22 protein-coding genes are annotated in these 21,483 nt (G+C 72.4%); 16 read left to right on the forward strand and 6 right to left on the reverse strand.

Going from position 1 to position 21,483, the window contains the following annotated elements:
• Positions 1 to 18 precede the first annotated feature (18 nt).
• From ACWDSL_RS14340 to ACWDSL_RS14365, 6 genes are read left to right on the forward strand one after another with little or no spacing between them, the layout of a single operon-like run.
• On the forward strand, positions 19 to 1,197 hold the full coding sequence (locus ACWDSL_RS14340; protein ID WP_450485143.1) for an amidohydrolase family protein: 1,179 nt from the start codon (positions 19 to 21) through the stop codon (positions 1,195 to 1,197).
• Complete coding sequence (locus tag ACWDSL_RS14345; protein WP_450485145.1) at positions 1,194 to 2,645, forward strand: FadD3 family acyl-CoA ligase; 1,452 nt, start codon at positions 1,194 to 1,196, stop codon at positions 2,643 to 2,645. Before ACWDSL_RS14340 ends, ACWDSL_RS14345 begins: the two co-directional genes overlap by 4 nt.
• On the forward strand, positions 2,642 to 4,219 hold the full coding sequence (locus ACWDSL_RS14350; protein ID WP_450485146.1) for a methylmalonyl-CoA mutase family protein: 1,578 nt from the start codon (positions 2,642 to 2,644) through the stop codon (positions 4,217 to 4,219). The genes ACWDSL_RS14345 and ACWDSL_RS14350 overlap by 4 nt, the downstream gene beginning before the upstream one ends.
• A complete protein-coding gene (locus tag ACWDSL_RS14355; protein ID WP_089505721.1) occupies positions 4,219 to 4,620 on the forward strand; it encodes a cobalamin B12-binding domain-containing protein in 402 nt (133 codons plus the stop codon). The genes ACWDSL_RS14350 and ACWDSL_RS14355 overlap by 1 nt, the downstream gene beginning before the upstream one ends.
• Before the next feature lies 1 nt (position 4,621).
• A complete protein-coding gene (locus tag ACWDSL_RS14360) occupies positions 4,622 to 5,578 on the forward strand; it encodes a TIGR03564 family F420-dependent LLM class oxidoreductase (RefSeq protein WP_450485149.1) in 957 nt (318 codons plus the stop codon).
• Positions 5,575 to 6,618 (forward strand): CaiB/BaiF CoA transferase family protein, encoded by a 1,044-nt coding sequence (locus ACWDSL_RS14365; protein WP_450485151.1) that lies wholly within the window; start codon positions 5,575 to 5,577, stop codon positions 6,616 to 6,618. Before ACWDSL_RS14360 ends, ACWDSL_RS14365 begins: the two co-directional genes overlap by 4 nt.
• A 33-nt stretch (positions 6,619 to 6,651) precedes the next feature.
• Here the strand turns inward: ACWDSL_RS14365 and ACWDSL_RS14370 are convergent, their stop codons facing one another.
• Positions 6,652 to 7,419 carry an SDR family NAD(P)-dependent oxidoreductase gene (locus ACWDSL_RS14370; protein WP_450485153.1) on the reverse strand — a complete coding sequence of 256 codons (768 nt, stop codon included), beginning with the start codon at positions 7,417 to 7,419 and terminating at the stop codon, positions 6,652 to 6,654.
• Positions 7,420 to 7,465: 46 nt separating this feature from the next.
• Between ACWDSL_RS14370 and ACWDSL_RS14375 the strand changes: the two genes are divergently transcribed.
• The 3 genes from ACWDSL_RS14375 to ACWDSL_RS14385 all read left to right on the forward strand — a co-directional run bounded on the left by ACWDSL_RS14375 (position 7,466) and on the right by ACWDSL_RS14385 (position 10,509).
• The gene (locus tag ACWDSL_RS14375; RefSeq protein WP_450485155.1) at positions 7,466 to 8,065 is read left to right on the forward strand and encodes a TetR/AcrR family transcriptional regulator; all 600 of its coding nucleotides are present in this window, start codon (positions 7,466 to 7,468) and stop codon (positions 8,063 to 8,065) included.
• Positions 8,066 to 8,137: 72 nt separating this feature from the next.
• On the forward strand, positions 8,138 to 9,463 hold the full coding sequence (locus ACWDSL_RS14380; RefSeq protein WP_450485157.1) for an acyl-CoA dehydrogenase family protein: 1,326 nt from the start codon (positions 8,138 to 8,140) through the stop codon (positions 9,461 to 9,463).
• Positions 9,460 to 10,509 carry a phosphotransferase family protein gene (locus ACWDSL_RS14385; protein WP_450485159.1) on the forward strand — a complete coding sequence of 350 codons (1,050 nt, stop codon included), beginning with the start codon at positions 9,460 to 9,462 and terminating at the stop codon, positions 10,507 to 10,509. Before ACWDSL_RS14380 ends, ACWDSL_RS14385 begins: the two co-directional genes overlap by 4 nt.
• A gap of 23 nt (positions 10,510 to 10,532) precedes the next feature.
• Here ACWDSL_RS14385 and ACWDSL_RS14390 read toward each other — a convergent pair whose 3' ends face one another.
• The gene (locus ACWDSL_RS14390) at positions 10,533 to 11,318 is read right to left on the reverse strand and encodes an SDR family oxidoreductase (protein ID WP_450485215.1); all 786 of its coding nucleotides are present in this window, start codon (positions 11,316 to 11,318) and stop codon (positions 10,533 to 10,535) included.
• 54 nt (positions 11,319 to 11,372) lie between these two features.
• On the opposite strand from ACWDSL_RS14390, the gene ACWDSL_RS14395 reads away from it, so the two are divergent.
• Together ACWDSL_RS14395 and ACWDSL_RS14400 are read left to right on the forward strand one after the other, a co-directional pair.
• Positions 11,373 to 12,803, forward strand: a complete 1,431-nt coding sequence (locus ACWDSL_RS14395) for a class I adenylate-forming enzyme family protein (RefSeq protein ID WP_450485161.1) — start codon at positions 11,373 to 11,375, stop codon at positions 12,801 to 12,803.
• The gene (locus tag ACWDSL_RS14400; RefSeq protein ID WP_450485163.1) at positions 12,796 to 13,926 is read left to right on the forward strand and encodes a thiolase family protein; all 1,131 of its coding nucleotides are present in this window, start codon (positions 12,796 to 12,798) and stop codon (positions 13,924 to 13,926) included. Before ACWDSL_RS14395 ends, ACWDSL_RS14400 begins: the two co-directional genes overlap by 8 nt.
• Before the next feature lie 45 nt (positions 13,927 to 13,971).
• Here ACWDSL_RS14400 and ACWDSL_RS14405 read toward each other — a convergent pair whose 3' ends face one another.
• The 4 genes from ACWDSL_RS14405 to ACWDSL_RS14420 are packed head-to-tail and all read right to left on the reverse strand — an operon-like array spanning position 13,972 to position 17,144.
• A complete protein-coding gene (locus ACWDSL_RS14405) occupies positions 13,972 to 14,772 on the reverse strand; it encodes an acyl-CoA thioesterase (RefSeq protein WP_450485165.1) in 801 nt (266 codons plus the stop codon).
• Positions 14,773 to 14,812: 40 nt separating this feature from the next.
• Complete coding sequence (locus tag ACWDSL_RS14410; protein ID WP_450485167.1) at positions 14,813 to 15,628, reverse strand: acyl-CoA dehydrogenase family protein; 816 nt, start codon at positions 15,626 to 15,628, stop codon at positions 14,813 to 14,815.
• A 5-nt stretch (positions 15,629 to 15,633) separates the two neighbouring features.
• The gene (locus ACWDSL_RS14415) at positions 15,634 to 16,731 is read right to left on the reverse strand and encodes an acyl-CoA dehydrogenase family protein (protein ID WP_450485169.1); all 1,098 of its coding nucleotides are present in this window, start codon (positions 16,729 to 16,731) and stop codon (positions 15,634 to 15,636) included.
• A complete protein-coding gene (locus tag ACWDSL_RS14420) occupies positions 16,728 to 17,144 on the reverse strand; it encodes a nuclear transport factor 2 family protein (RefSeq protein WP_450485171.1) in 417 nt (138 codons plus the stop codon). The genes ACWDSL_RS14415 and ACWDSL_RS14420 overlap by 4 nt, the downstream gene beginning before the upstream one ends.
• Before the next feature lie 135 nt (positions 17,145 to 17,279).
• On the opposite strand from ACWDSL_RS14420, the gene ACWDSL_RS14425 reads away from it, so the two are divergent.
• Genes ACWDSL_RS14425 through ACWDSL_RS14445 form a run of 5 tightly spaced genes read left to right on the forward strand, consistent with a single transcriptional unit; the run spans position 17,280 to position 21,473 of the window.
• On the forward strand, positions 17,280 to 19,388 hold the full coding sequence (locus ACWDSL_RS14425) for a branched-chain amino acid ABC transporter permease (protein ID WP_450485173.1): 2,109 nt from the start codon (positions 17,280 to 17,282) through the stop codon (positions 19,386 to 19,388).
• Positions 19,369 to 20,085 carry an ABC transporter ATP-binding protein gene (locus tag ACWDSL_RS14430; RefSeq protein ID WP_450485175.1) on the forward strand — a complete coding sequence of 239 codons (717 nt, stop codon included), beginning with the start codon at positions 19,369 to 19,371 and terminating at the stop codon, positions 20,083 to 20,085. The genes ACWDSL_RS14425 and ACWDSL_RS14430 overlap by 20 nt, the downstream gene beginning before the upstream one ends.
• A complete protein-coding gene (locus ACWDSL_RS14435) occupies positions 20,082 to 20,789 on the forward strand; it encodes an ABC transporter ATP-binding protein (RefSeq protein WP_450485177.1) in 708 nt (235 codons plus the stop codon). The genes ACWDSL_RS14430 and ACWDSL_RS14435 overlap by 4 nt, the downstream gene beginning before the upstream one ends.
• Positions 20,786 to 21,190, forward strand: coding sequence for a hypothetical protein (locus ACWDSL_RS14440; protein WP_218830780.1), 405 nt, complete (start codon positions 20,786 to 20,788; stop codon positions 21,188 to 21,190). The genes ACWDSL_RS14435 and ACWDSL_RS14440 overlap by 4 nt, the downstream gene beginning before the upstream one ends.
• Entirely contained in the window at positions 21,156 to 21,473 is a 318-nt protein-coding gene (locus ACWDSL_RS14445; protein ID WP_450485179.1) for a hypothetical protein, read from the forward strand. Before ACWDSL_RS14440 ends, ACWDSL_RS14445 begins: the two co-directional genes overlap by 35 nt.
• The last annotated feature ends 10 nt before the right edge of the window (positions 21,474 to 21,483 follow it).

Raw genomic sequence — 21,483 nt, forward strand, 5'->3', positions numbered from 1 at the left:
TCAGTGAAGGAGGATTTCATGCCCTCTCGCGCGCTCGCCTATCCGCTGTTCGACGCGGACAACCACCTCTACGAGACCCAGGAAGCGCTCACCAGGTACCTCCCGAAGGAGTACGACGGGGCCATCGAGTATGTGAACGTCCGCGGCCGCACCAAGATCGCGATACGCGGGCAGATCAGCGAGTACATCCCGAACCCCACCTTCGACGTGGTCGCCCGCCCCGGCGCCATGGAGGAGTACTTCAAGATCGGCAACCCCAACGGCAAGACCCGCCGCCAGATCTTCGGCGAGCCCATGCGCTCCGTCCCCGCCTTCCGCGAACCGGCCCCGCGCCTGGAGCTGATGGACCAGCTCGGCATCCAGCGCAGCCTGATGTTCCCGACGCTGGCCAGTCTCATCGAGGAGCGGATGAAGGACGACCCGGAGCTGATCCACGCGGTCATCCACGCCCTCAACCAGTGGCTGCACGAGACCTGGGGCTTCACTTACCAGGACCGCATCTTCACCGTCCCCGTGATCACCCTCCCGATCGTCGAGAAGGCGATCGCGGAGCTGAACTGGGTGGTGGAGCGCGGCGCGCGGGCGATCCTGATCCGCCCCGCCCCCGTACCCGGCTTCGGCGGCACCCGCTCCTTCGCCCTGCCGGAGTTCGACCCGTTCTGGAAGCGGGTCGTCGAGACCGGTGTCCTGGTCGCCTTCCACTCCTCCGACAGCGGCTACGCGAACTACGCAGGCGACTGGGAGGGCAACCGGCGCGAGTTCCTGCCCTTCAAGCCCAACGCCTTCCGCCAGGTCAACGAGTGGCGCCCGATCGAGGACGCCGTCTCCTCGCTGATCTGCCACGGCGCCCTGTCCCGCTTTCCCGAGCTGAAGGTCGCCGTCATCGAGAACGGCGCCTCCTGGGTGGAGCCGGTACTGAGCCGTCTGGCCGATGTGTACAAGAAGATGCCGCACGAGTTCCAGGAGGACCCGGTCCAGGTCTTCAAGCGGAACATCCACATCAGCCCGTTCTGGGAGGAGGACATGGCCGCCCTCGGCGACCTCATCGGCATCGAGCGTGTCCTGTTCGGCTCCGACTATCCGCACCCCGAGGGCCTGGCCGACCCGGTCAGCTACGTCGACCATCTGGTCAAGCTCACCGAGGGCGACAAGGCCAAGGTCATGGGCGGCAACCTGGCACGCCTGATCGACGCATGACCATCCCCGCACGGTGGCGCAGCATCCCCGAGCTGGTGCTCGGCGCCGCGACACGGTTCGGCGACGCGGAGGCCGTGGTCGACGGCGAGCTGCGGCTGACCTTCACCGACCTCGCCGACCGGGTGCGGCGGACCGCCGGGGCGTTCGCCTCGGCGGGCGTCGGGCCGGGCGACCGGGTGGCGATCTGGGCGCCCAACTCGGCCGAGTGGATCGTCGCCGCGTTCGGCCTGCTCACAGCGGGCGGTGTGGTCGTCCCGGTGAACACCCGGTTCCGCGACGAGGAGGCGCACGACATCGTCGTACGCAGCGGAGCCAAGGCGCTGTGCGTGCAGAACGGCTTCCTCGACCGGGAGTTCGGCGGCCCGCCCGGCGTCCCCGTCATCGACCTGAAGACCGACGGCTTCCTCGCCTCGGGCGAACCCCTGGAGCGGAAGGTCGGCGAGGACGACCTGGCCGACATCATCTTCACCTCCGGCACGACGGGCCGCCCCAAGGGCGTGATGACCACCCACGGCCAGACGCTGCGGCTGTACGCCGAGTGGTGCGAGCTGGCCGGGCTCCGGCAGGGCGACCGGTACCTGATCGTCAGCCCGTTCTTCCATATCTTCGGCTACAAGGCAGGCTGCGTCGCCGCCATGATCCGCGGCGCGACGATCCTGCCGGTCGCCGTCTTCGACGTCGACCGGGTGCTGGAGCTGGTGGAGAAGGAGCGGGTGACGGTCCTGCCCGGCCCGCCGACCGTCTACCACTCCCTGCTGGCGTCGGGCGGCGGCCGGGACCTGTCCTCGCTGCGGGTCGCGGTGACCGGCGCCGCCGACATCCCCGTCGAGCTGGTCCGCCGTATCACCACCGAACTGCCCTTCAGCCACCTCATGACGGGCTACGGCCTCACCGAGGCCGGCACCGTCACCGCCTCCCGCCCCGGTGACCCGTACGAGGCCGTCGCCACCACCGTCGGCAGCCCCTGCGCGGGCTTCGAGGTGCGCCTGGCCGACGACAAGGAGGTCCTGGTCCGCGGCTACGCCGTCATGCGCGGCTATCTCGACGACCCCGAGGCCACCGCCGAGACGATCGACGCCGACGGCTGGCTGCACACCGGCGACCTGGGCGAACTGGACGAGGCAGGGCGGCTGAAGATCATCGGCCGTAAGAAGGACATGTTCATCGTCGGCGGCTTCAACGCCTACCCGGCCGAGATCGAGGGCTTCCTGCTCCGCCACCCGGCCGTCGCCCAGGTCGCCGTCATCGGCGTGCCCGACGAGCGGATGGGGCAGGTCGGCAAGGCATTCGTCGTGCCGCGCGGCGAGTTCGCCGAGATCACAGCGGGGGAGCTGATCGCCTGGGCGAAGGAACGCATGGCCGGCTTCAAGGTGCCCCGCCATGTGGTGTTCCGCCCCGAACTGCCGCTGAACGCCACCGGCAAGGTGATGAAGGACCAACTGTCATGACCCAAGACCCCCGTACCGCCTCCGGTATCCCCCTCAAACCGGTCTACGGCCCGGCCGACGCCCGTACCGAACCGCCCGCCCCGGGCAGCTACCCGTTCACCCGCGGCAACTACCCGACCGGCTACCGGGGCCGCACCTGGACCCTGCGCCAGTACTCGGGATTCGGCACCCCGGAGGAGTCCAACCGCCGCTACCGCTATCTGCTCGACCAGGGCGGCACGGGCCTGTCGGTGGCGCTCGACCTGCCCACCCAGTGCGGCTACGACTCCGACGACCCGGAGTACGCCGACGAGGTCGGCCGGGTCGGGGTCGCCCTCGACACCCTCGCCGACGCCGAGATCCTGTTCGACACCATCCCGCTGGACCGGATCAGCACCAGCTTCACCATCAACGGCACGGCGGCGATCCTGCTCGCCTTGTACGTGGCCGCCGCCGAGAGGCGCGGCATCCCGAGGGCCAAGCTCACCGGCACGATCCAGAACGACATCCTCAAGGAGTACGCCTCACGCGGCACCTGGATCTGGCCGCCCGAGCCGTCACTCAGGCTCATCGCCGACACCATCGAATTCTGCGCCGGGCAGGTGCCCCGCTTCAACGCGATCTCGGTCGCCGGAGCGCACTTCCGCGACGCGGGCGCCAACGCCGTACAGGAGATGGCGTTCACCCTCGCCGACGGCGTCACCTACTGCGAGACGGTGCTCGAACGCGGCCGTATGACCATCGACGAGTTCGCCCCGCAGATCTCCTTCTTCTTCTACACACACGGCGATTTCTTCGAGGAGGTCGCCAAATACCGGGCCGGACGGAGGCGTTGGGCCACGCTGGTGCGCGAGCGGTTCGGGGCGAAGACCGACAAGGCATGCATGTTCCGCTTCGGCTGCGTCGCCGGCGGGGCCTCGCTGTACGCGCCGCAGGCCCGCAACAACACCGTGCGCGTCGCGTACGAGGCGCTGGCCTCCGTCCTCGGCGGGGTGCAGTCGATGTTCACGGCCGCATGGGACGAGCCGTTCGCGCTGCCCAGCGAGGAGTCCGCGACGCTCGCCCTGCGCACCCAGCAGATCCTCGCCCATGAGACGGGCGTGCCCCGGGTCGCCGACCCGCTGGGCGGCTCGTACTTCGTGGAGGCGCTCACCGACGCCACCGAGGAACGCATCGTGCGGATCATGGCCGATCTGGAGGCCCACGGCGGCATGGTCCGCTGCATCGAGGACGGCTACCTGCAAGGGCTCATCGCCGACGAGGCGTGGCGCGTGCACCAGGAGACCGACTCCGGTGCGCGGCCGGTCGTCGGCGTCAACCGTTTCACGGTGGACGAACCGCCGCCCGACCTCGCCACCTACGAACTCGACGCCGAAGGCCGCGAACGCCAGCTCAAGCGGCTCGCGCGGGTGAAGTCGGAGCGGAGCACCGCCGACGTACGCGCCCGCCTCGCCGAACTGCGGCACGCCGCCGAGGGAGACAGCAACCTGATGGAACCGCTGATCGCCTGTGCCAACGCCTACTGCACGGTCGGCGAGATGGCCGACGCCCTGCGCGAGGTGTGGGGCGAGTTCCGGCAGCCGGTGGTGTTCTGATGCCGGCACCCGTGCGCGTACTCGTCGCCAAGCCCGGCCTCGACGGACATGACCGCGGCGCCAAACTCGTGGCCCGCCGGCTCAGGGACGCCGGGTTCGAGGTGGTGTTCACCGGCATCCGCCGACGCGTGGACGACATCGTCAGCACCGCCGTCCAGGAGGACGTGGCCGTCGTCGGCCTGTCCATTCTCTCCGGCGCCCACCTCGCGCTCACCCACCGCACGGTGGCGGCCCTGCGCGCGGCGGGCGCCGACGACATCCCTGTTGTCGTCGGCGGCACCATCCCGGCCGCTGACGTGGCGCGCCTGCGCGAGGCCGGAGCCGCCGCCGTGTTCCCCACGGGCACTTCGCTGGACGCGATCGTCGCGGACATCCGTGCCCTGACCGCCCCGGAGGACTGAGATGCGAGTCGGAGTGATGAGCGGCCCCGAGCGGGGCGACGCCGCGCACAAGGCGGCGCGGATGGTCGAGGACGCCCGGTGGGCTGAGGGGGCCGGATTCGACACGGTGTGGGTGCCTCAGGTGCCCACCGACTTCGACGCGCTGACCGCCATCTCGCTGATGGGCCAGGCCACTTCGGGTATCGAGCTCGGCACGGCGGTCGTCCCGGTGCACGCCCAGCACCCGATCGCCCTCGCCCGCCAGGCGCTGTCCGCACACGCGGCGGCGGGCGGGCGGCTGGCGCTGGGCGTCGGGGCCTCCCACCACTGGATCGTGCGCGACATGCTCGGCATCCCGTACGAGAAGCCCGCCGCGTACACCCGTGCCCACCTGGAGGTGCTCAACGCCGCGCTGACCGGGGGCAGTTCGGTGGACGTCGAGAACGACGTCTTCCGCGTCCACAACCCGCTCACCCTTGGCCCGGTCGCTCCGCTGCCGGTGCTGCTGGCCGCGCTCGGCCCGGTGATGCTGCGCATCGCGGGGGAGCGCACGGACGGCACCGTGCTGTGGATGGCGGACGAACGGGCGGTGGCCGAGCACGTCGTACCGACGATCACCAAGGCGGCCGAGGCCGCGGGCCGCCCCGCCCCGCGTGTCGTGGCGGGCATCCCGGTGTGCCTGTGCGCGCCGCATGAGGTGGACACGGCCCGTGAACGCGCCAACCGCATCCTCGGCGAGGCCGAGATCTCGCCCAACTACCGGCGGCTGCTGGGGTACGGCGACGCACACGACGTGGGCGACCTGTGCGCGGCCGGCGACGAGGCGGCCATCGCGGCCCGCTTCAGGCGGTTCGCGGACGCGGGGGTGACCGACCTGTCCGTCCGCCTGCTGCCGATCGGGACCGGGCGGAACGAACTCGTCGCGTCCAAGCTCCGTACCCGCGACGCGGTCGCGGCGATCGCCGCGGACTTCCGGTGAGCGGTTCCGGCCCGCTGGCGGGGCTCCGGGTGCTGGAGGTCGGCCACATCCTCGCCGGGCCGTACGCCACCATGCTGCTCGCCGACCTGGGGGCGCGGGTGACCAAGGTGGAGCCGCCCGGCGGGGACCTCTCCCGCCAGGTCTCGGACGCCTATTTCGCCAGCCTCAACCGGGGCAAACGCTCGGTCCGCCTGGACCTGGCCACGCAGCAGGGCCAGGACAAGCTGCACGAGCTGGTACGGAGCGCGGACGCGCTGCTGGTCAACCTCAAACCGTCCGCCATCCGCCGCTTCGGCCTCACCTACGAGGCCCTGGAGCCCGTCAACGAGCGTCTGGTGTGCGTGGCCCTGACCGGCTGGGGCATGGACGCGGGCGACGACCCCGCCTTCGACTACGTCGTCCAGGCCGCCACCGGCATCGCCGCCCTCACCGGCGACCCGGACGGCCCGCCCCTGCTGCCCGGCTACTCCTCAGCCGACAACTCGGCCGGTTTCGCCGCCGCCCTCGGCCTGCTGGCGCAGGTGCACTCGGGGCGGGGCGGGCAGATCGAGGTCTCGCTGCGGGACGTCATGCTCTCCCAGCTGAACTACCACGCCGCGGCCTGGCTGAACGACGGAGCGGCACCGCGCCGCCTCGGCGGCGCCCACGCCTACTACGTCCCCGCCCAGCTCTTCCCCACGGCAGACGGCCACTTGGCCCTGTTCATCACCCACGACGGCTTCTGGCGCTCCTTCGCCGCCGAGGTCGGTATCGACGGCTACGCGACGATGGCCGAGCGCGCGGCCCGCCGGGACGAGGTCATCGCGGCCGTGACGAAGGCACTCGCCGCGGACACGGCGCCCGCCTGGGAAGCGCGCCTGCGCCCCCTCGGCGTCCCCGCCGCGGCCGTCCGCACCCTTCCCGAGGCTCTGGCCGCGGCGCCGGGGGCGGTGGTGGAGGCGGACGGGTACCGCCTGGTCGGCAGCCCGTTCCGGGGCGCCGGCCTGCCGGGGGCGTACGGGCCGCCGCCGCGGCTGGGAGAGCACGGTGACATGACCTGAGATGACACTGATCAGGCCCTGCCGGTTGCGGGGTCACGGCATCCCGCCGTCCACCCGAAGGGTCGCCCCGCTGGTGTACGAGGAGGCGTCGGAGATCAGGTAGAGCGCGGCGCCCACCACCTCGGCCGGGTCGCCGATGCGCTGCAGGGCGTGCGGGCGGACGCCCTCGGCGAGCTGGTCCGGGTCCTGCTGCCAGCCGCGGGTGGCCCAGGTGGCGAACGGCCCGCACATCAGTGTGTTGACCCGGACCGCCGGGCCGAGCGCCTGCGCCAGCCCGACGGTCACCGCGTTCAGCCCGGCCTTGGCGGCCGCGTACGGCACGATCGCCGGGCGTGGCCGGATCGAGCCGGTGGAGCTGACGTTGACGATCGTGCCGCCGCCCGCCTCCGCCATCCGCGAACCGGCCAGCACGGACAGCCGGAACGGGCCCTTGAGGTTGAGGCCGAGCACCGAGTCGAACATCTGCTCAGTGACGGCGGTGAGGTCGTCGTAGACCGGGGACATACCGGCGTTGTTGACCAGCGCGTCGAGCCTGCCGAAGCGCTCGTACGCGGCGTCGACCAGCCCCGGCAGCTCGTCCCAGCGGCCCACGTGCACGGCGTAGGGCAGCGCGGCGCGCCCCGTCTCCTTCTCGATCTCGGCGCTCACCGCGGCACAGGCGTCGTACTTCCGGCTGGCGACGACCACGTCCGCGCCGCAGCGCGCGGCGGCCAGCGCCATCGCGCGCCCCAGCCCCCGGCTGCCGCCGGTGACCAGGACCACCCGGCCGGAGAGGTCGAAGAGCTCGTCCGCGTACCCCATGGCGCCTCCTGTAGGGTTCTCGATCCTGAGATTATGATTCTCGCTCATGCAGAATAATATTCTGAAGTCGGATGCCGATGCCTTGCTGGACGCCGGGCTGGCGCTGATGGTCGCGGGTGACGGGCGCAGGCCTCGCGTGGCCGACATCGTGTCCGCGGCCGGGCTGTCCAACGATGCCTTCTACCGGTCGTTCACCGGCAAGGATGCGCTGGTAGAGGCGATCGTCGAGCGCGGCGCGCGTACGGTCGTCGGCTACGTACGCCACCGGATCGCGCGGGCGGCCGGGGAGGGGCCGGAGGCGCAGCTGCGGGCCGGGCTCGCTGCGGTGCTGCGGCAGGCGTCCGACGCCGGTCTCGCCCGGCAGACCCGGGCCGTACTGGCCAATGCGACCGGCGGCCCTGCGCCGCGCGCCGGTCATGTCACTGTCGCGCTGGTGGACGCGCTCACGGCCCTGTTCGCCGGGCCGGCCGCCGAGTTGGGGGCAGGGGACCCGGTGCGTGCCGCGCGGACCGCCGCAGGTGCGGTGGTGGCCGCGCTGCAGTACTGGCTGTTCACGGAGGAGGTGCCCGGTCCGGTGGAGGTCGAGCACCTGGTCGGCTTTGTCCTCGCGGGAGTGCGCGCGCCCGACGCCCGCAATCGGAAGTGACCATCTCTGGACTGGAGAATGTCGTTCTGTTAGTTTCAGAATGCCATTCTGATGGAGAGTGGAGGCTGCGTCATGTGGGACTTCAGTACCGAGGCCGAGTTCCAGCAGAAGCTCGACTGGGCCGCCGGATTCGTCCGCGAGGAGATCGAACCGCTCGACGTCCTGTTCCCGGGAAACGCCGATCCGTACGACCGTGACAGCGAGGTCTTCCGCGAGGTGGTCCGTCCGCTGCAGGGTCGGGTGCGCGAGCAGGGGCTGTGGGCCGCCCATCTGCCGCCGTCGCTCGGCGGTATGGGCATGGGCCAGGTGAACCTGGGGCTGCTCAACGAGATCCTGGGCCGGTCGAGCTGGGCGCCGATGGTGTTCGGCACCCAGGCCCCGGACTCCGGCAATGCGGAGATCCTGGCCCACTACGGCAACGAGGAGCAGCGCGAGGAGTACCTGGAACCGCTGCTCGACGGGCGGATCGTCTCCACCTTCGCGATGACCGAGCCGACCGGCGGCGCCGACCCCGGCGGCTTCACCTGCCGCGCCGTCCGCGAGGGCGACGAGTGGGTGATCAACGGCGAGAAGTGGTTCGCGTCCAACTACCCGCATGCCGCCTTCGTCATCGCCATGGTGATCACGGACCCGGATGTGCCGGTGCACCAGGGCGCCTCCATGATCCTGATCCCGGCCGCAACGCCCGGGATGGAGATGGTGCGCGGAACGGGTCTGGCCGGGGAGCCGCTGGGTCAGGGCGTCCACGCCTATCTGCGGTTCGCCGACTGCCGTGTCCCCGCAGACAACCTGCTCGGCGAGCCCGGCTCCGGTTTCGTCATCGCACAGACCCGGCTCGGCGGTGGGCGGCTGCACCACGCGATGCGGTCCGTGGGGCAGTGCAAGCGCGCACTGGAGATGATGACCGAGCGGATCGCCTCCCGCCGTACGCGTGGCGGCCCGCTCTCCGACCAGCAGTCCGTCCGCCACCAACTGGCCGACACCTGGATCCAGATCGAGCAGTTCCGCCTCCAGGTCCTGCACGCGGCCTGGCAGATGGACCGCGCCAACCGCACCGGCGACAAGGCCGACGCGCGCCGCGCCCGACTCCATGTCTCCGGCGTGAAGGTCGTCACCCCGAAGATCCTGGTCGACATCGCCTATCGCGCCCTCCATCTGCACGGCGCCCTCGGCGTCTCCAACGAGCTGCCGCTGACCCGTATGTGGCAGTCAGGCCCGACGCTCGGCGTCGCCGACGGCCCCACCGAGGCCCACCAGGACGTCGTGGCGCGGCTCCTCCTCAAGGACGCCGTGCCCGCCGAGGACCCCCTCTTCGGCTCCGCACATCTGCCCACCCGGCTGGCCGCGGCCCGCGCCACCTACGCGGACCGGCTGAAGGAAACGGCGGTGACCTGGTGACCACCCGCGACGATGCCAAAGAAGACCTCGGCCGCCTCAACGCCTGGCCGGGCCTCGCCGAGCTCCCCGGAGACGGTCCCGTGACCGCCCTGGAACCCCTCACCGGCGGCGCCCAGAACCTCCTGTTCACCCTCCGCCGCGCCGACGGCACCGAACTCGTGCTGCGCCGCCCGGGGCGCCAGCTGGCCTCCGGGGCCTCGGACGCCTTCCGGCGCGAGAGCCGCGCCCTCGCCGCCCTCGCCGACACGGACGTACCGCATCCGCGCCTGCACGCGAGCGTGCTCGAAGCATCGGTGCTGGGCGGTCCGTTCTCCGTTCTGGAGAAGATCGACGGCTTTATGCCACGGGGCCGGCTGCCCGGCAGCTACGCCGAAGACGCCGAGTGGCGGCGTACGGTCGCCTTCGCCCTCGTCGATGGCGCCGCGAAGCTCGCCGCCGTGGACCCGTACGCGCACGGCCTGGACGACCTGGGCCGTCCCGAGGGCTGGCTGGAGCGGCAGCCGCCGAAGTATCTGAAGATGCTGCACGGCTACCGTGCCGACGCCACCTACCGCGAGCACGAGTCCCCGCTGGTCGATACCGTCGCCGACTGGCTCACCGCCCACGCCCCGAAGTCCGGCGCCACCGGGATCGTCCACGGCGATCTGCAGTTCGCCAATGTGATGTTCGCGCACGACGCGCCGCGCCTCGCCGCGATCGTCGACTGGGAGATGACCTCGCTGGGCGATCCGCTGCTCGACCTGGCCTGGATCCTGACCGCCTGGCGGGAGAAGGGCGATCCGCCGGGCAGCGATCCGCAGTTCCAGCCCTGGGACGGGGTGCCCGGCCGGGCCGAGCTCGTCGCGTACTACGGCGAGGCGACCGGCCGTGACGTCTCCACGTTCCGCTGGTACCAGGTCCTCGCCTGCTTCCGGCTCGCCGCCCTCCTCGAGGGCAGCTACGCCCGCGCCCTCGCCGGCCGGATGAACCGCGAACTCGGCGAGGGGCTGCACACCTACGCGGCCTGGCTGTGGGCCAAGGCGCGCCAGGAGATGGCCGCCGACTGAACACCGGTCGGCCGTCACCCGGGTCACTTGGGCGGGAACCTCAACCCGCCGTCCAGACGGATCACTTCGCCGTTGAGGTAGTCGTTCTCGCACAGGTGCTGGACCAGGGCCGCGTACTCCTCGGGCCGCCCCATCCGCCGCGGATGGGGCACCTGCGGACCCCAGTACGCCTCCAGCGTGCCGGCCGCCTTCCCGTACGCGGGCGTGAGCACCGTCCCGGGCGCGACGGACACCACCCGGATGCCGAGCGGGGACAGGTCGCGCGCCGCGACCAGCGTCATCGCGCTCACCCCGCCCTTCGCGGCGGCATACGGCAGCTGGCCGATCTGCCCCTCGTACGCCGCGATGGACGACGTCATGACGATCACGCCCCGCCCGCCGTCCTCGCCGGCCGGCGCGGTGCGGGCGATCGCCGCGGCGGCCAGCCGCAGTACGTTGAAGACCCCGGTCAGGTAGACGTCGACGGTGGTGCGGAATCCGGCGAGGTCCAGGGGGGAGCCGTCCTTGCCGACGAGCCGCCCGCCGCTCGCCGGGCCGCCGTGGCAGTCCACCGCGATGCGGAACTCCCCGGTGCCCCCGGTGCCCCCGGCGTCCTCTGCCGCCTCGACGGCGGCCGTGAGCGACGCCTCGTCCGTGGCGTCGGTGCGGACGTAGCGCACCCCGAGCTCGGCCTCCAGCGCCTTGCCCTTGTCGTCGGCGAGATCGGCGACCACCACCCGGGCTCCCGCGGCGTGCAGTCGCCGTACCGTCGCCTCGCCCAGCCCGCCCGCGCCGCCGACCACCAGGGCCGAGGAACCTTCGATGCGCACCATCGTTCCCCTCTCTTGCGAGTGAGCCTCTGAGTATATGAGAATGGAATTCTCATGAATATAGCCGTGATCCTGGAAATGGCCGCCTCGGCGGGGGACCGGTCGGCCGTCACCGAGGACGGCCGTTCGCTCTCCGCCGCCGAACTCCAGCGCCTCGCGCGCCACGCGGCCGACCGCTTCCGTGACCGCTCGGCCGTCCTGTACCTGGGCGCGAACCACGTCTCCTACCCGGTGGCCCTGTTCGGCGCGGCCCTGGCCGGCGTACCGTTCGTCCCCCTCAACTACCGACTCGGGGAAGACCAGCTGAGCGCCCTGCTGGAGCGGCACCCGGGCGCCGAGGTGCTGCACCCCGGCGATCTCGACGCCCTGCTGGCCCCGACCGGTGAACCGGAGTGGCGGCCGGTGCCCGACGACCGGGACGCCACCGCCGTCATCCTTTACACCAGCGGCACCACCTCCGCCCCCAAGGCGGCCCTGCTCCGCCATCGCCATCTGCTGGCCTACGTCTTCAACACCCAGGACTTCGGCTCGGCCGAAGCGGGCGACGCGACGCTGGTGGCGCTCCCGCCGTACCACGTGGCCGGGCTGATGAACCTGCTGACGAACCTCTACGCGGGCCGCCGGATCGTCTACCAGTCCGCCTTCGATCCGACGGGCTGGCTGGCGACCGTACGCCGCGAGGGCGTCACCCACGCCATGCTGGTGCCGACCATGCTCGCCCGGATCACGGCCGAACTCGGCGACGGCCGGGCCGACGCGCCCACCCTGCGCAGCCTCGCCTACGGCGGGGCGCGCGCCCCGCGCCCGGTGGTGGAGCGGGCGCTGCGGCAGTTCCCCGATACCGGGTTCGTGGGCGCCTACGGGCTGACCGAGACCGCCTCCTCCATCTGCGTCCTCGGCCCCGAGGACCACCGGAGGGCGCTGGCCTCCGGCGATCCGGCGGTGCGCGAACGGCTCGGCTCGGTGGGCCGTCCGCTGCCCGGGATCGGGGTGGAGATCCGGGACGCGGACGGCAAGGTGCTCGACCCCGGCAGGACCGGGCTCGTCTTCGTACGCGGCGAGCAGATCTCCGGGGAGTACGCCGGAGGCCGTGCCCTCGAAACCGACGGCTGGTTCGCCACCCGCGACCGGGGACGACTGGACGAGATGGGCTATCTCTTCATCGAGGGCCGTGCCGACGACACCATCATCCGCGGCGGCGAGAACATCGCGCCCGCCGAGATCGAGGACGTACTGCTGCAGTACCCGGGCGTACGGGAGGCCGCCGTGCTCGGCGTGCCCGACCCCGAGTGGGGGCAGCGGCTGGTCGCCGTCCTGGTCGGGGCCGGAGACCCCGAGGACATCCGGTCCTTCGCCCGGCAGCGGCTGCGCTCCGCCAAGACCCCGGACACCGTCGTCTTCCGCCCCGAACTGCCCCGCACACCCACCGGCAAGCTCCTGCGCCGCACCCTCGTCACAGAACTGGAAGAGGCCGCCGATGCCTGAAGCCGTCCTGGTCACCGCCCTGCGCACACCGATCGGCACCGCCTTCAAGGGGAGCCTGCGGGACACCACCGCCTACGAACTTGCCGACCGCGTCGTCACGGCGGTCGCCGAGGGGCTTGACCCCGCCCTCGTCGACGATGTGGTGCTCGCCGAAACCCACTACGGCGGTGGGGTCGTCGCGCGGCATGCGGCCGTCACCGCCGGACTGCCGCGCGTGCCGGGCCTGGCCCTCAACCGGCACTGCGCGGCAGGGCTCGCCGCGGTCCAGACCGCCGCGGCCTCGATCCGCGCCGGCATGGACCGGCTCGTACTGGCCGGAGGGGTCAACTCCGCCTCCACCGCGCCCAAGCTGTCCTACCGGGGCGCCGAGAAATGGGTGCCGCCCTCGCACCCCGACCGCCCCGACGCCCCCAACCTCGATATGTCGATCACGGTCGGCTGGAACACGGCGGTGCGTGCCGGGATCACCCGCGAGGACATGGACGCGTGGGCGCTGCGCTCGCACCGCAACGCCGTGCGCGCGCTCGACGAGGGCCGGTTCAAGGCCGAGGTCGTGCCCGTCGACACCCCGCACGGCCCTTTCGAGGCCGATGAGCATCCGCGCCGTAACACCAGCGCGGAAAAGCTCGCCGCCCTCAAGCCGCTCCACCCGGAGATCGAGGGCTTCTCGATCACCGCGGGCAACGCGTGCGGGGCGAACGACGCGGCGGCGGCCCTGGCGGTCGCGGACGGCCGCCTCGGCCTGCCCGCCCTGGGGATCATACGTTCCTGGGCGTCGGTCGCCCTGGACCCCGCCGAGACCGGGCTCACCCCCGGGTACGCCATCCCCAAGGCGCTTCAGCGGGCCGGTATGGCGGTGTCCGATGTGGATCTGTTCGAGATCAACGAGGCGTTCGCGTCGGTGCCGGTCGCGGCCGTCCGCGAACTCGGCCTGGACCCCGAGGCGGTGAACGTCAACGGCAGCGGCTGCTCCCTCGGCCATCCGGTCGCCGCGACGGGTGCGCGCATGGTCGTCACCCTCGTCCACGAACTGCGCCGCAGGGGTGGGGGAGTGGGTGTGGCCGCCATGTGTGCGGGAGGCGGTATGGGCTCCGCGCTGGTCGTGGAGGTGCCCGCGCCCTGAGTCCGGCCCGGGGCGGCGCACCCTGAGCCGCGCCCGGGGCGGGCGTCAGCCGAAGCGCAACAGCGCCTCCTGCGCGTACGACGCGATCAGCGCCCCCTGGGCGCCCAGTACGTCGCCGCGCCCGAAGCACCGCCCGTGCGCGGCGAGCGGGCTGTGCTGGCGCAGCAGCAGCCACTCCCCGGTGTCGAACGGGCGGTGGAACCACACGGTGTGCGAGGTGACGGCCGATGTGAACGTGCGCCCCGCGCCCGTCTGTGTGACGCCTGCCATGGGCCGCAGCGCGGTACCGATCGGCGTGAGGTCGGTGGCGTAGGCGACAAGAGCGGGTGCCAGGACCCGGTGGACCTGGGGGATCAGGGTCCACAGCTCGTAGCCGGGCGGCTCGGACTTCTCGGTGTCGAGGTCGGTCGCCGCCCTCGACTCCCAGGGCAGCACTCCGAGGTCCACGATCCGCTCCGGGCCGGGCAGCGCCGGTGCGGAATCGACCGTCTGCCGCTCCGGCTGCCCGTCCTCCCAGGTGTGCAGGCTCGCGTTCGCCACCGCGATGACCCGCTGCCCCTGACGGGCGGTGAGCCGTACGGTCGCGAAGGTGCGCCCCTGCTGCGGCACGTCCGTCTCGTAGCGCACGGGCTCATCGGTGCTGCCCTCGCGCAGGAACTGCGTGTGCAGTGACTTCAGGCCCTTGTCGGGCGCGGCGAGGGTGGCGGCGCGCGCGAACTGGGCGAGGAGCTGACCGCCGAACAGCCGGTGGTACTCCAGTCGCTGCGAGCGGCCTTCGTAGGCGCCGCCTCCCAGCGGCGCGAGGTCGAGGCAGCCGAGCAGATCGTGCCACAGGTCCGTGGTCACACGTACTCCCTCAAAGGTCGAGTACTCACGAGTCCAGCACTCACAGGTCGACGAGGCGGGGCGCCCGCCCCTCGCGCAGCAGCGACGCGCCCGCCTCGCGGGTCAGTTCGCGGGCCGAGCCGAGCAGCCCGTCGAGCACCAGGGCGCGTCTGACGTGCCGGTGCAGGCCGTGCTCGGCGGTGAACCCGATGCCGCCGAGTGCCTGCTGGCAGTGGCGGGCGGCGGTGAGCGCGGCCCGGCCCGTCGCCGCTTTGGCGAGCAGGGCGCCGGTGTCGTCCGCGGCGGCGGCGAGGGCCGCCTCGGCGCCCTCCAGGGCCACGTACGTCTCGGCGAGCCGGTGCCGAAGGGCCTGGAAGGAGGCGAGCGGGCGGCCGAACTGGACCCTGTCCAGCACGTGTTGGCGAGCGAGGTCGAGCATCGCGCGGCCCGTGCCGAGCAGCCACCAGCCGAGTGCCAGGCGCCCGGCGGCCAGCGGGACCGGATCGCCCGGGTCCACCCGGCGGAGCGGGAGCGCGGGGTCCAGCGCCGTCCCGTCGCCCGATCCGTCCCGCGGCCACTCCACCCAGGCGCCGCCCGCGTACGGCAGCGGAAGCGTGCCCCCGAGCGGCCGGCCGGTCGCGTGCAGGAGAACGTCGTTGAGGACCGGCGCATGCGCGCCCGTCTCGCCGAGCAGCCGGAAGACGAGCGGGACGGCGGTGCCGGGTTCCTCAGTCAGCATCTGTGGCCAGCCCAGGTCCGCCAGGCCGGCGTCCGCGTCGGCGTCGGCATTGGCGCCCGCATCGGTGTCCGCATCGGTGTCCGACGTCAGCGTCTTGCGCAGGGCCTCTGCCAGCAGTTCCCGTTCGGCGGCGTCCACGCGCGTCACTCCTTCCCGAGGTCCAGCAGACGGCGGGCGACGATGTTGCGCTGGATCTCGGCGGTGCCGCCGTAGATGGTCGCGGCCCGCGAGTAGAGGTACTCGGTGCGCCACGTGTCGTCCGCCGCAAGTTCGACGGTGCCCGGCAGCAGGTCACGCGCGGTGTCGAACAGCCGTTGTTCGGCGGTGGCCAGCAGGATCTTGTCGACGGAGGTCTCCGGGCCGAGCCGCCCGGTCTCCGCGAGGGACCGCTGGGTGGCGGCCGAGCGGCAGCGCACGGTGTGCAGCTCGAGCCAGGCGGCGCCGAGCGCGTCGGCGTCGGGTTCGCAGCTCTGCGCGAGGAGGCGGTCGAGACGGCTGTAGAGGTGGGCGACCCGGTGCCAGAAGCAGGTGGACCGTTCGTGCGGCAGCAGGTCCATGGCCAGCCGCCAGCCGTCCCCCGGAGCCCCGAGGAGCCGGGCCGCCGGGACACGCACCTCGTCGAGGAAGACCTCGGCGAACTCGTCGACGCCGTGCATGGTGCGCAGGGGGCGCACGGTGACGCCGGGGGAGTCCATGTCGACGAAGAAGGCGCTGATGCCGTCGTGCCCCGGTCCTCCGGTGCGGGCCAGCAGGACGCAGCGGGCCGCGTACTGCGCGAGGCTCGTCCACACCTTCTGGCCGGTCACCACCCACGCGTCCCCGTCGCGCACCGCCCGCGTGGACAGCGACGCCAGATCGCTGCCGGAACCGGGCTCGGAGAAGCCCTGGCACCACTGCTCCGCGCCGCCCAGCAGCCGTGGCACCATCTCGGCGGCGAGCGCGGGCGGCGCGTAGTCGATGAGGGTGGGGACCAGGACCTCGACCATGGACCAGATGCCGGGTTCCGCCAGATCGCGGGAGGCGACCTCCTCGCCCAGCACCGCACGCAGCACGCTCGGCCCGCCGAGCCCGGCGACCTCCCGCGGCCAGCCGTGGCGCATCCAGTCGGCGTCCCACAACGCCCGCCGAACCCGGGCAAGTTGGGCCACCTGGGCGTCGAGGTCGTGATGGTTCGTCTCCGGGGTCAGATCATGGGTGTCGAGCCAGCTCCGCAAGGACTGCCGGAACTCCTCGGTCCTCATGAACGGCCGCGTTCGAAGGCGTGCGGACGGCCCGAGTCGTGTGCGCCGCTGCGCCGGATGAAGGTCATGGCCCTGGTGTGCAGGCGCCAGCCGTCCTGTGTGCGGGCGTACGTGTCCTGGTAGTAGCCGATGCGCAGCTCGTGCTCGGAGTGCTCGACGAAGCACAGCGGCTGGGTGCCGGTGGCGCTGTCGCCGTCGAGCTCGATCACGGGCGTGCCGACGAGGAAGAGGCCCTTGGGCGCGGCGGCGATCAGCGCCGGGAACTCGTCGAGGGGGTAGCTGTCGCCGAAGGCGCTGTAGGTGCCGTCCGGGGTGAAGACGGCGAGCACCCGGTCCACGTCACCGCGGGTCATGGCGACCGCGTAGCGGGCCAGGAGCTGTTCGATCGCCACCAGATCGTCGGTGTCACTCACCGGGTCCTCCTGGAGAATGTGATTCTCGAATTCGAGTATCACGCTTCCATGCGGCAGGGGGAGTCGTCAACGGCAGGGAAGCTCCCTCTGCGCGAATGGTTGCTTCTCCAATAAGGAGAAGCTAGTTTCCAAATCATGGATCAGTTCCTGGCCTTCACGGTGGTGGGCCTGAGTACCGCCGCCATCTACGCCGTGATCGGCAGCGGCCTGGTACTCACCCACACCACGGCCGGAGTGTTCAACTTCGCCCATGGTGCGGCCGGGATGCTCGCCGCCTTCGCCTACTGGCAGCTCGCCGTCGGCTGGGGCTGGCCGGTACCGCTCGCCCTCGCCGCCGTGCTGCTCGTGCTCGCGCCCGCCTTCGGACTGTTCGTGGAACGCGTCCTGATGCGCCCCGTACAGGCACTCGGCGAGGCCGAACGCCTCGTGATGACGGTGGCCCTGCTCACCGGGTGCATCGCGCTCGCCCGCTGGGTGTGGGACCCCAACACCCCGCGCCCGCTCAGCCCGTTCCTCGCCGACCGTCCCGCGATCCGGCTGGGCCCGGCCGCCGTCACCTGGCACCAGGCGATCACCATGGCGGCCGCCCTCGCGATCGCGGCGGCTCTGTGGGTCCTGCTGCACCGCACCCGCGCCGGCACCCAGATGCGCGCCTGCGTCGACGACCGCGCACTCGCCCGGCTCACCGGCGCCGACCCGCTGCGCGCGGGGCGGCTGGCCTGGGTGCTGGGCATCCAGCTCGCCGCCGTCGGCGGCATCCTCATCGCCCCCACCGTCGCACTGGACGCCCAGCAGCTGTCGCTGCTCATCGTCAGCGCCTACACCGCCGCCGTCTTCGGCCGCCTGCGCAGCCTCCCGCTGACCTTCCTCGGCGCGGTCGTCGTCGCCCTGCTGGAGGCATACCTCACCGGCTACCTGCCGCGGAACGACTACCTGCCGGGCCTGCGGCTGGCCGCCCCGGCCCTGCTGCTCCTCCTGGCCCTGCTCGCCTTCCCGCACCGAAGGCTGCGCGGCCGCGACCGTACCCTGGTGCGGGTGCCGCTGCCGACGGTGCGCGGCAGCCTGCTCCTCGCGGGGAGCATCCTCGTGTTCGCGCTGCTCCTCGTGACCGTGCTGACCGAGGACGCGATCGTCTCGTACGGCACGGTCTTCTCGCTCGGCGTCATCGCCCTGTCGTACGTCCCACTCGCCGGGTACGCCGGGCAGATCTCCCTGTGCCAGCTGTCCATCGCCGGGATCGGCGCGGTGGTGTGGGGACACCTCGGCGCGCAGGGGCAACTGTGGGCGCTGCCCGTCGCCGTGCTGGTGGCCGCGGCAGTCGGCGCGCTCATCGCGCTGCCGGCCCTGCGCCTGTCCGGGATCTACCTGGCCCTGGGCACCGTCGCCTTCGCCGTCGTCCTCGACCGCTGGATCTTCACCCTGCCCGCCTTCGACGTGCTCGGTGTGCGCATCGCCCTGTTCGACCAGGGCTCGGTGGTCATCACCGGACCGGACATTTTCGGCCTGCACCTCACCTCGCCGACTCAGTTGCTGCTCCTGGCCGCGGTCTGCCTCGCCCTCGCCTCGCTCGGTGTCGTCGCGCTGCGCCGAGGCAGGTTCGGGCGCCGCCTGATCGCACTGCGGGACAGCGAGGCCGCCTACGCCACCCTCGGCGGGCGCCTGCTCGGCGCCAAGGCGGCGGTGTTCGCGCTGTCGGCCGGGATCGCGGGGCTGGGCGGCGCGCTGTACGGCATGCAGCTGCAGACCGTCACCGCCGAGCAGTTCAACCTCGTCGCCGGACTGCCCATCTTCCTCATCGCGGTGATCGGCGGGCTCGGCGCGGTCGGCGCGGGTCTGTTCACCGGTGTCGCCTTCGTCGTACCGGCCCAGTTGTTCGACGGGCTCGGCCCCTGGGCCCATGACGTGACCGCGCTCCTCGTCGCGCTCGCCGGGATGGGCCTGGCCCACAGCCCGAGCGGCGTGCTCGCCGGGATGCGCGCCGAATGGGCGCCGCTGGTCCGTGACCGGCTGCTGATGCCCGCCCTGTGCGTCGTACTCGCCGGCTGCTGGCTGCTCGCCGCGGTCGGCGCGGCCGACGGATGGCCGCTGCTCGCCGTGGCCCTCGCGGCGGCCCTGGCGCTACGCGTCCGGGCCGCCGCACGCCGACAAGGGCCCTCCGACATCCCGTTGGAGTGGTGGGGACTGCGCCGCCCCTGGCGGCCCGAGGACGGGGAGGCGCTGAACCGTGCCACTGCTGCGGGCTGAGGAGGTGACCGTCACCTTCGGCGGACGCCGGGCCCTCGACGGGGTGTCGCTGACCGCCGAGGCGGGCCGCGTCACCGGGCTCATCGGACCCAACGGAGCAGGGAAGAGCACCCTGTTCGACGTGGTCTGCGGACTGCGCCGCCCCCGGACCGGCCGGGTGCGGCTGGACGGCAGGGACATCACCCGCGAGGGCCCCGCCCGCCGCGCCCGCCGTGGCCTGTCCCGCACCTTCCAGCATCTGGAGCTCTTCGGCCGCCTCTCGGTGCGCGACAACCTCCTCGTCGCCGCCGAACTCGGCTCCGGGCGGCGCCAGGCGTCCCGTACCGCGGAGGAGGTGCTCGACCGGCTCGGCCTGACCCAGGTGGCCGACGACCGCGCCGACGCTCTCCCCACCGGACTCGCCCGCCTCGTGGAGGTCGGCCGCGCCCTCGTCCTCGACCCGCGGGTACTGCTCCTCGACGAACCGGCGGCCGGACAGGACACCGAGGAGACCGAACGCTTCGCCGCCCTGCTCCGCTCCCTCGCGGACGGCGGCACAGCGGTGCTGCTCGTCGAACACGACATGAGCCTGGTGATGGGCGTCTGCGACGAGGTGTACGTCCTCGACCTGGGGGCCGTCGTCGCCTGCGGTCCGCCCGCGCGGATCCGGCAGGACAAGGCGGTCCTCGCGGCCTATCTGGGGGAGGCACAACCGTGACCCCGCTGCTCGAACTGTCCCGCATCCGGGCCGCCTACGGTGGCATCACCGTGCTGCACGGCATCGATCTCGCCGTCGAAGCGGGCCAGGTGGTGACGCTCATCGGCCCCAACGGCGCCGGAAAGACCACCGCCCTCAAGACCGCCGCCGGTATGCACCCGCCCACCGGCGGCCGGGTGCTCCTCGGTGGCCGGGACACCACCGGTGCACGTCCCCAGGACCTCGCCCGCGTCGGCGTCTGCCTCATCCCCGAGGGCCGCGGGGTCTTCCCCAACCTCTCCGTACGCGACAACCTCCTGATGATGACCTTCGCCGGTCGCGGCCGGGAGGAGATCGAGGAGACCGCGTACGCCCGGTTCCCCGTACTCGGCGCCCGCCGCGCACAGCACGCGGGCACGCTCTCCGGCGGCGAACAGCAGATGCTCGCCCTCGCCCGGGGCCTGGCCACCGACCCCGCCGTCCTGCTGCTCGACGAGCTCTCCATGGGACTCGCCCCGCTGGTCGTCGCCGAACTGTACGAGCACGTCGCCGAGATCGCGCGGCAGGGCGTCGCGGTGCTCGTGGTCGAACAGTTCGCCGCCGCCGTCCTGAAGATCGCCGACCACGCCGCCGTCCTCGCCGGCGGCCGGATCCAGTGGCAGGGGCACCCCGACAGCTCCCTGCACGCCGAACTGTCCTCCTATTACCTGGGGAGCCCGACATGACCTCCGCCTCCGAGGCGCGCGCGGACCGGTTCGTCCGCGAGCTCGCCGAGCTGAAGATCCCCGACCCCGCCGCCGCCCGCGCGGCCCTGTGGCTGCGCCTCGGCGGACTGCTCATGGCGGCGGGCCTCTTCCTCGGCGCCCTCGCCTTCCCGCTCGCCCACGCCACCGACAACTCCCTGGCCCAGGGCGACGCCCTCGCCATCGGCCTCGGCGGGATCGCCGCCGCCGTGGTGGGGGGCGCCCTGTTCCTGCGCTACTCGCTCACCGGCTTCCTGCGCTTCTGGCTCGCCCGCCAGTCGTACGACCTGGACCGGCTGGGGGAGCGCCTCGGCACACCAGCACCCGTACCCGAAGGAGAACCGCGCAATGGAGTCCCCCGCACCGACCCCGCGCCCCGGTGACCAGCTCGCCTCCGCCACCAGCTCCACCCGCGTCATCGTCATCCGGGCCCCGCGGGACGCGGCGGGCACCGTCGAGTGCGGCGGCAGTCCGATGGTCCCCGCCACCGAAGTCCCCGCCCCGCCCCCCTCCGACGAGGCGCCCGGCGCCCTCATCGGCAAGCGGTACGTCGACGCCGCCGACACCCTCGAACTTCTCTGCACCGCCTCCGGCGCCGGTCCGCTCACCTACGGCGGCAAGCCGCTGACCATCAAGGCCCCCAAAGCGCTGCCCGCCTCGGACTGATCCCAGCCAA

The sequence above is a fragment of the Streptomyces sp. NPDC000941 genome (assembly GCF_053599555.1).

Excerpts from the sequence above, each read along its gene's own strand:
- ACWDSL_RS14340 (WP_450485143.1), top strand. The coding sequence starts at position 19 with ATGCCCTCTCGCGCGCTCGCCTATCCGCTGTTCGACGCGGACAACCAC.
- ACWDSL_RS14345 (WP_450485145.1), top strand. The coding sequence starts at position 1,194 with ATGACCATCCCCGCACGGTGGCGCAGCATCCCCGAGCTGGTGCTCGGC.
- ACWDSL_RS14350 (WP_450485146.1), top strand. The coding sequence starts at position 2,642 with ATGACCCAAGACCCCCGTACCGCCTCCGGTATCCCCCTCAAACCGGTC.
- ACWDSL_RS14355 (WP_089505721.1), top strand. The coding sequence starts at position 4,219 with ATGCCGGCACCCGTGCGCGTACTCGTCGCCAAGCCCGGCCTCGACGGA.
- ACWDSL_RS14360 (WP_450485149.1), top strand. The coding sequence starts at position 4,622 with ATGCGAGTCGGAGTGATGAGCGGCCCCGAGCGGGGCGACGCCGCGCAC.
- ACWDSL_RS14370 (WP_450485153.1), bottom strand. The coding sequence starts at position 7,419 with ATGGGGTACGCGGACGAGCTCTTCGACCTCTCCGGCCGGGTGGTCCTG.
- ACWDSL_RS14375 (WP_450485155.1), top strand. The coding sequence starts at position 7,466 with ATGCAGAATAATATTCTGAAGTCGGATGCCGATGCCTTGCTGGACGCC.
- ACWDSL_RS14380 (WP_450485157.1), top strand. The coding sequence starts at position 8,138 with ATGTGGGACTTCAGTACCGAGGCCGAGTTCCAGCAGAAGCTCGACTGG.
- ACWDSL_RS14395 (WP_450485161.1), top strand. The coding sequence starts at position 11,373 with ATGAATATAGCCGTGATCCTGGAAATGGCCGCCTCGGCGGGGGACCGG.
- ACWDSL_RS14400 (WP_450485163.1), top strand. The coding sequence starts at position 12,796 with ATGCCTGAAGCCGTCCTGGTCACCGCCCTGCGCACACCGATCGGCACC.
- ACWDSL_RS14415 (WP_450485169.1), bottom strand. The coding sequence starts at position 16,731 with ATGAGGACCGAGGAGTTCCGGCAGTCCTTGCGGAGCTGGCTCGACACC.
- ACWDSL_RS14425 (WP_450485173.1), top strand. The coding sequence starts at position 17,280 with ATGGATCAGTTCCTGGCCTTCACGGTGGTGGGCCTGAGTACCGCCGCC.
- ACWDSL_RS14440 (WP_218830780.1), top strand. The coding sequence starts at position 20,786 with ATGACCTCCGCCTCCGAGGCGCGCGCGGACCGGTTCGTCCGCGAGCTC.
- ACWDSL_RS14445 (WP_450485179.1), top strand. The coding sequence starts at position 21,156 with ATGGAGTCCCCCGCACCGACCCCGCGCCCCGGTGACCAGCTCGCCTCC.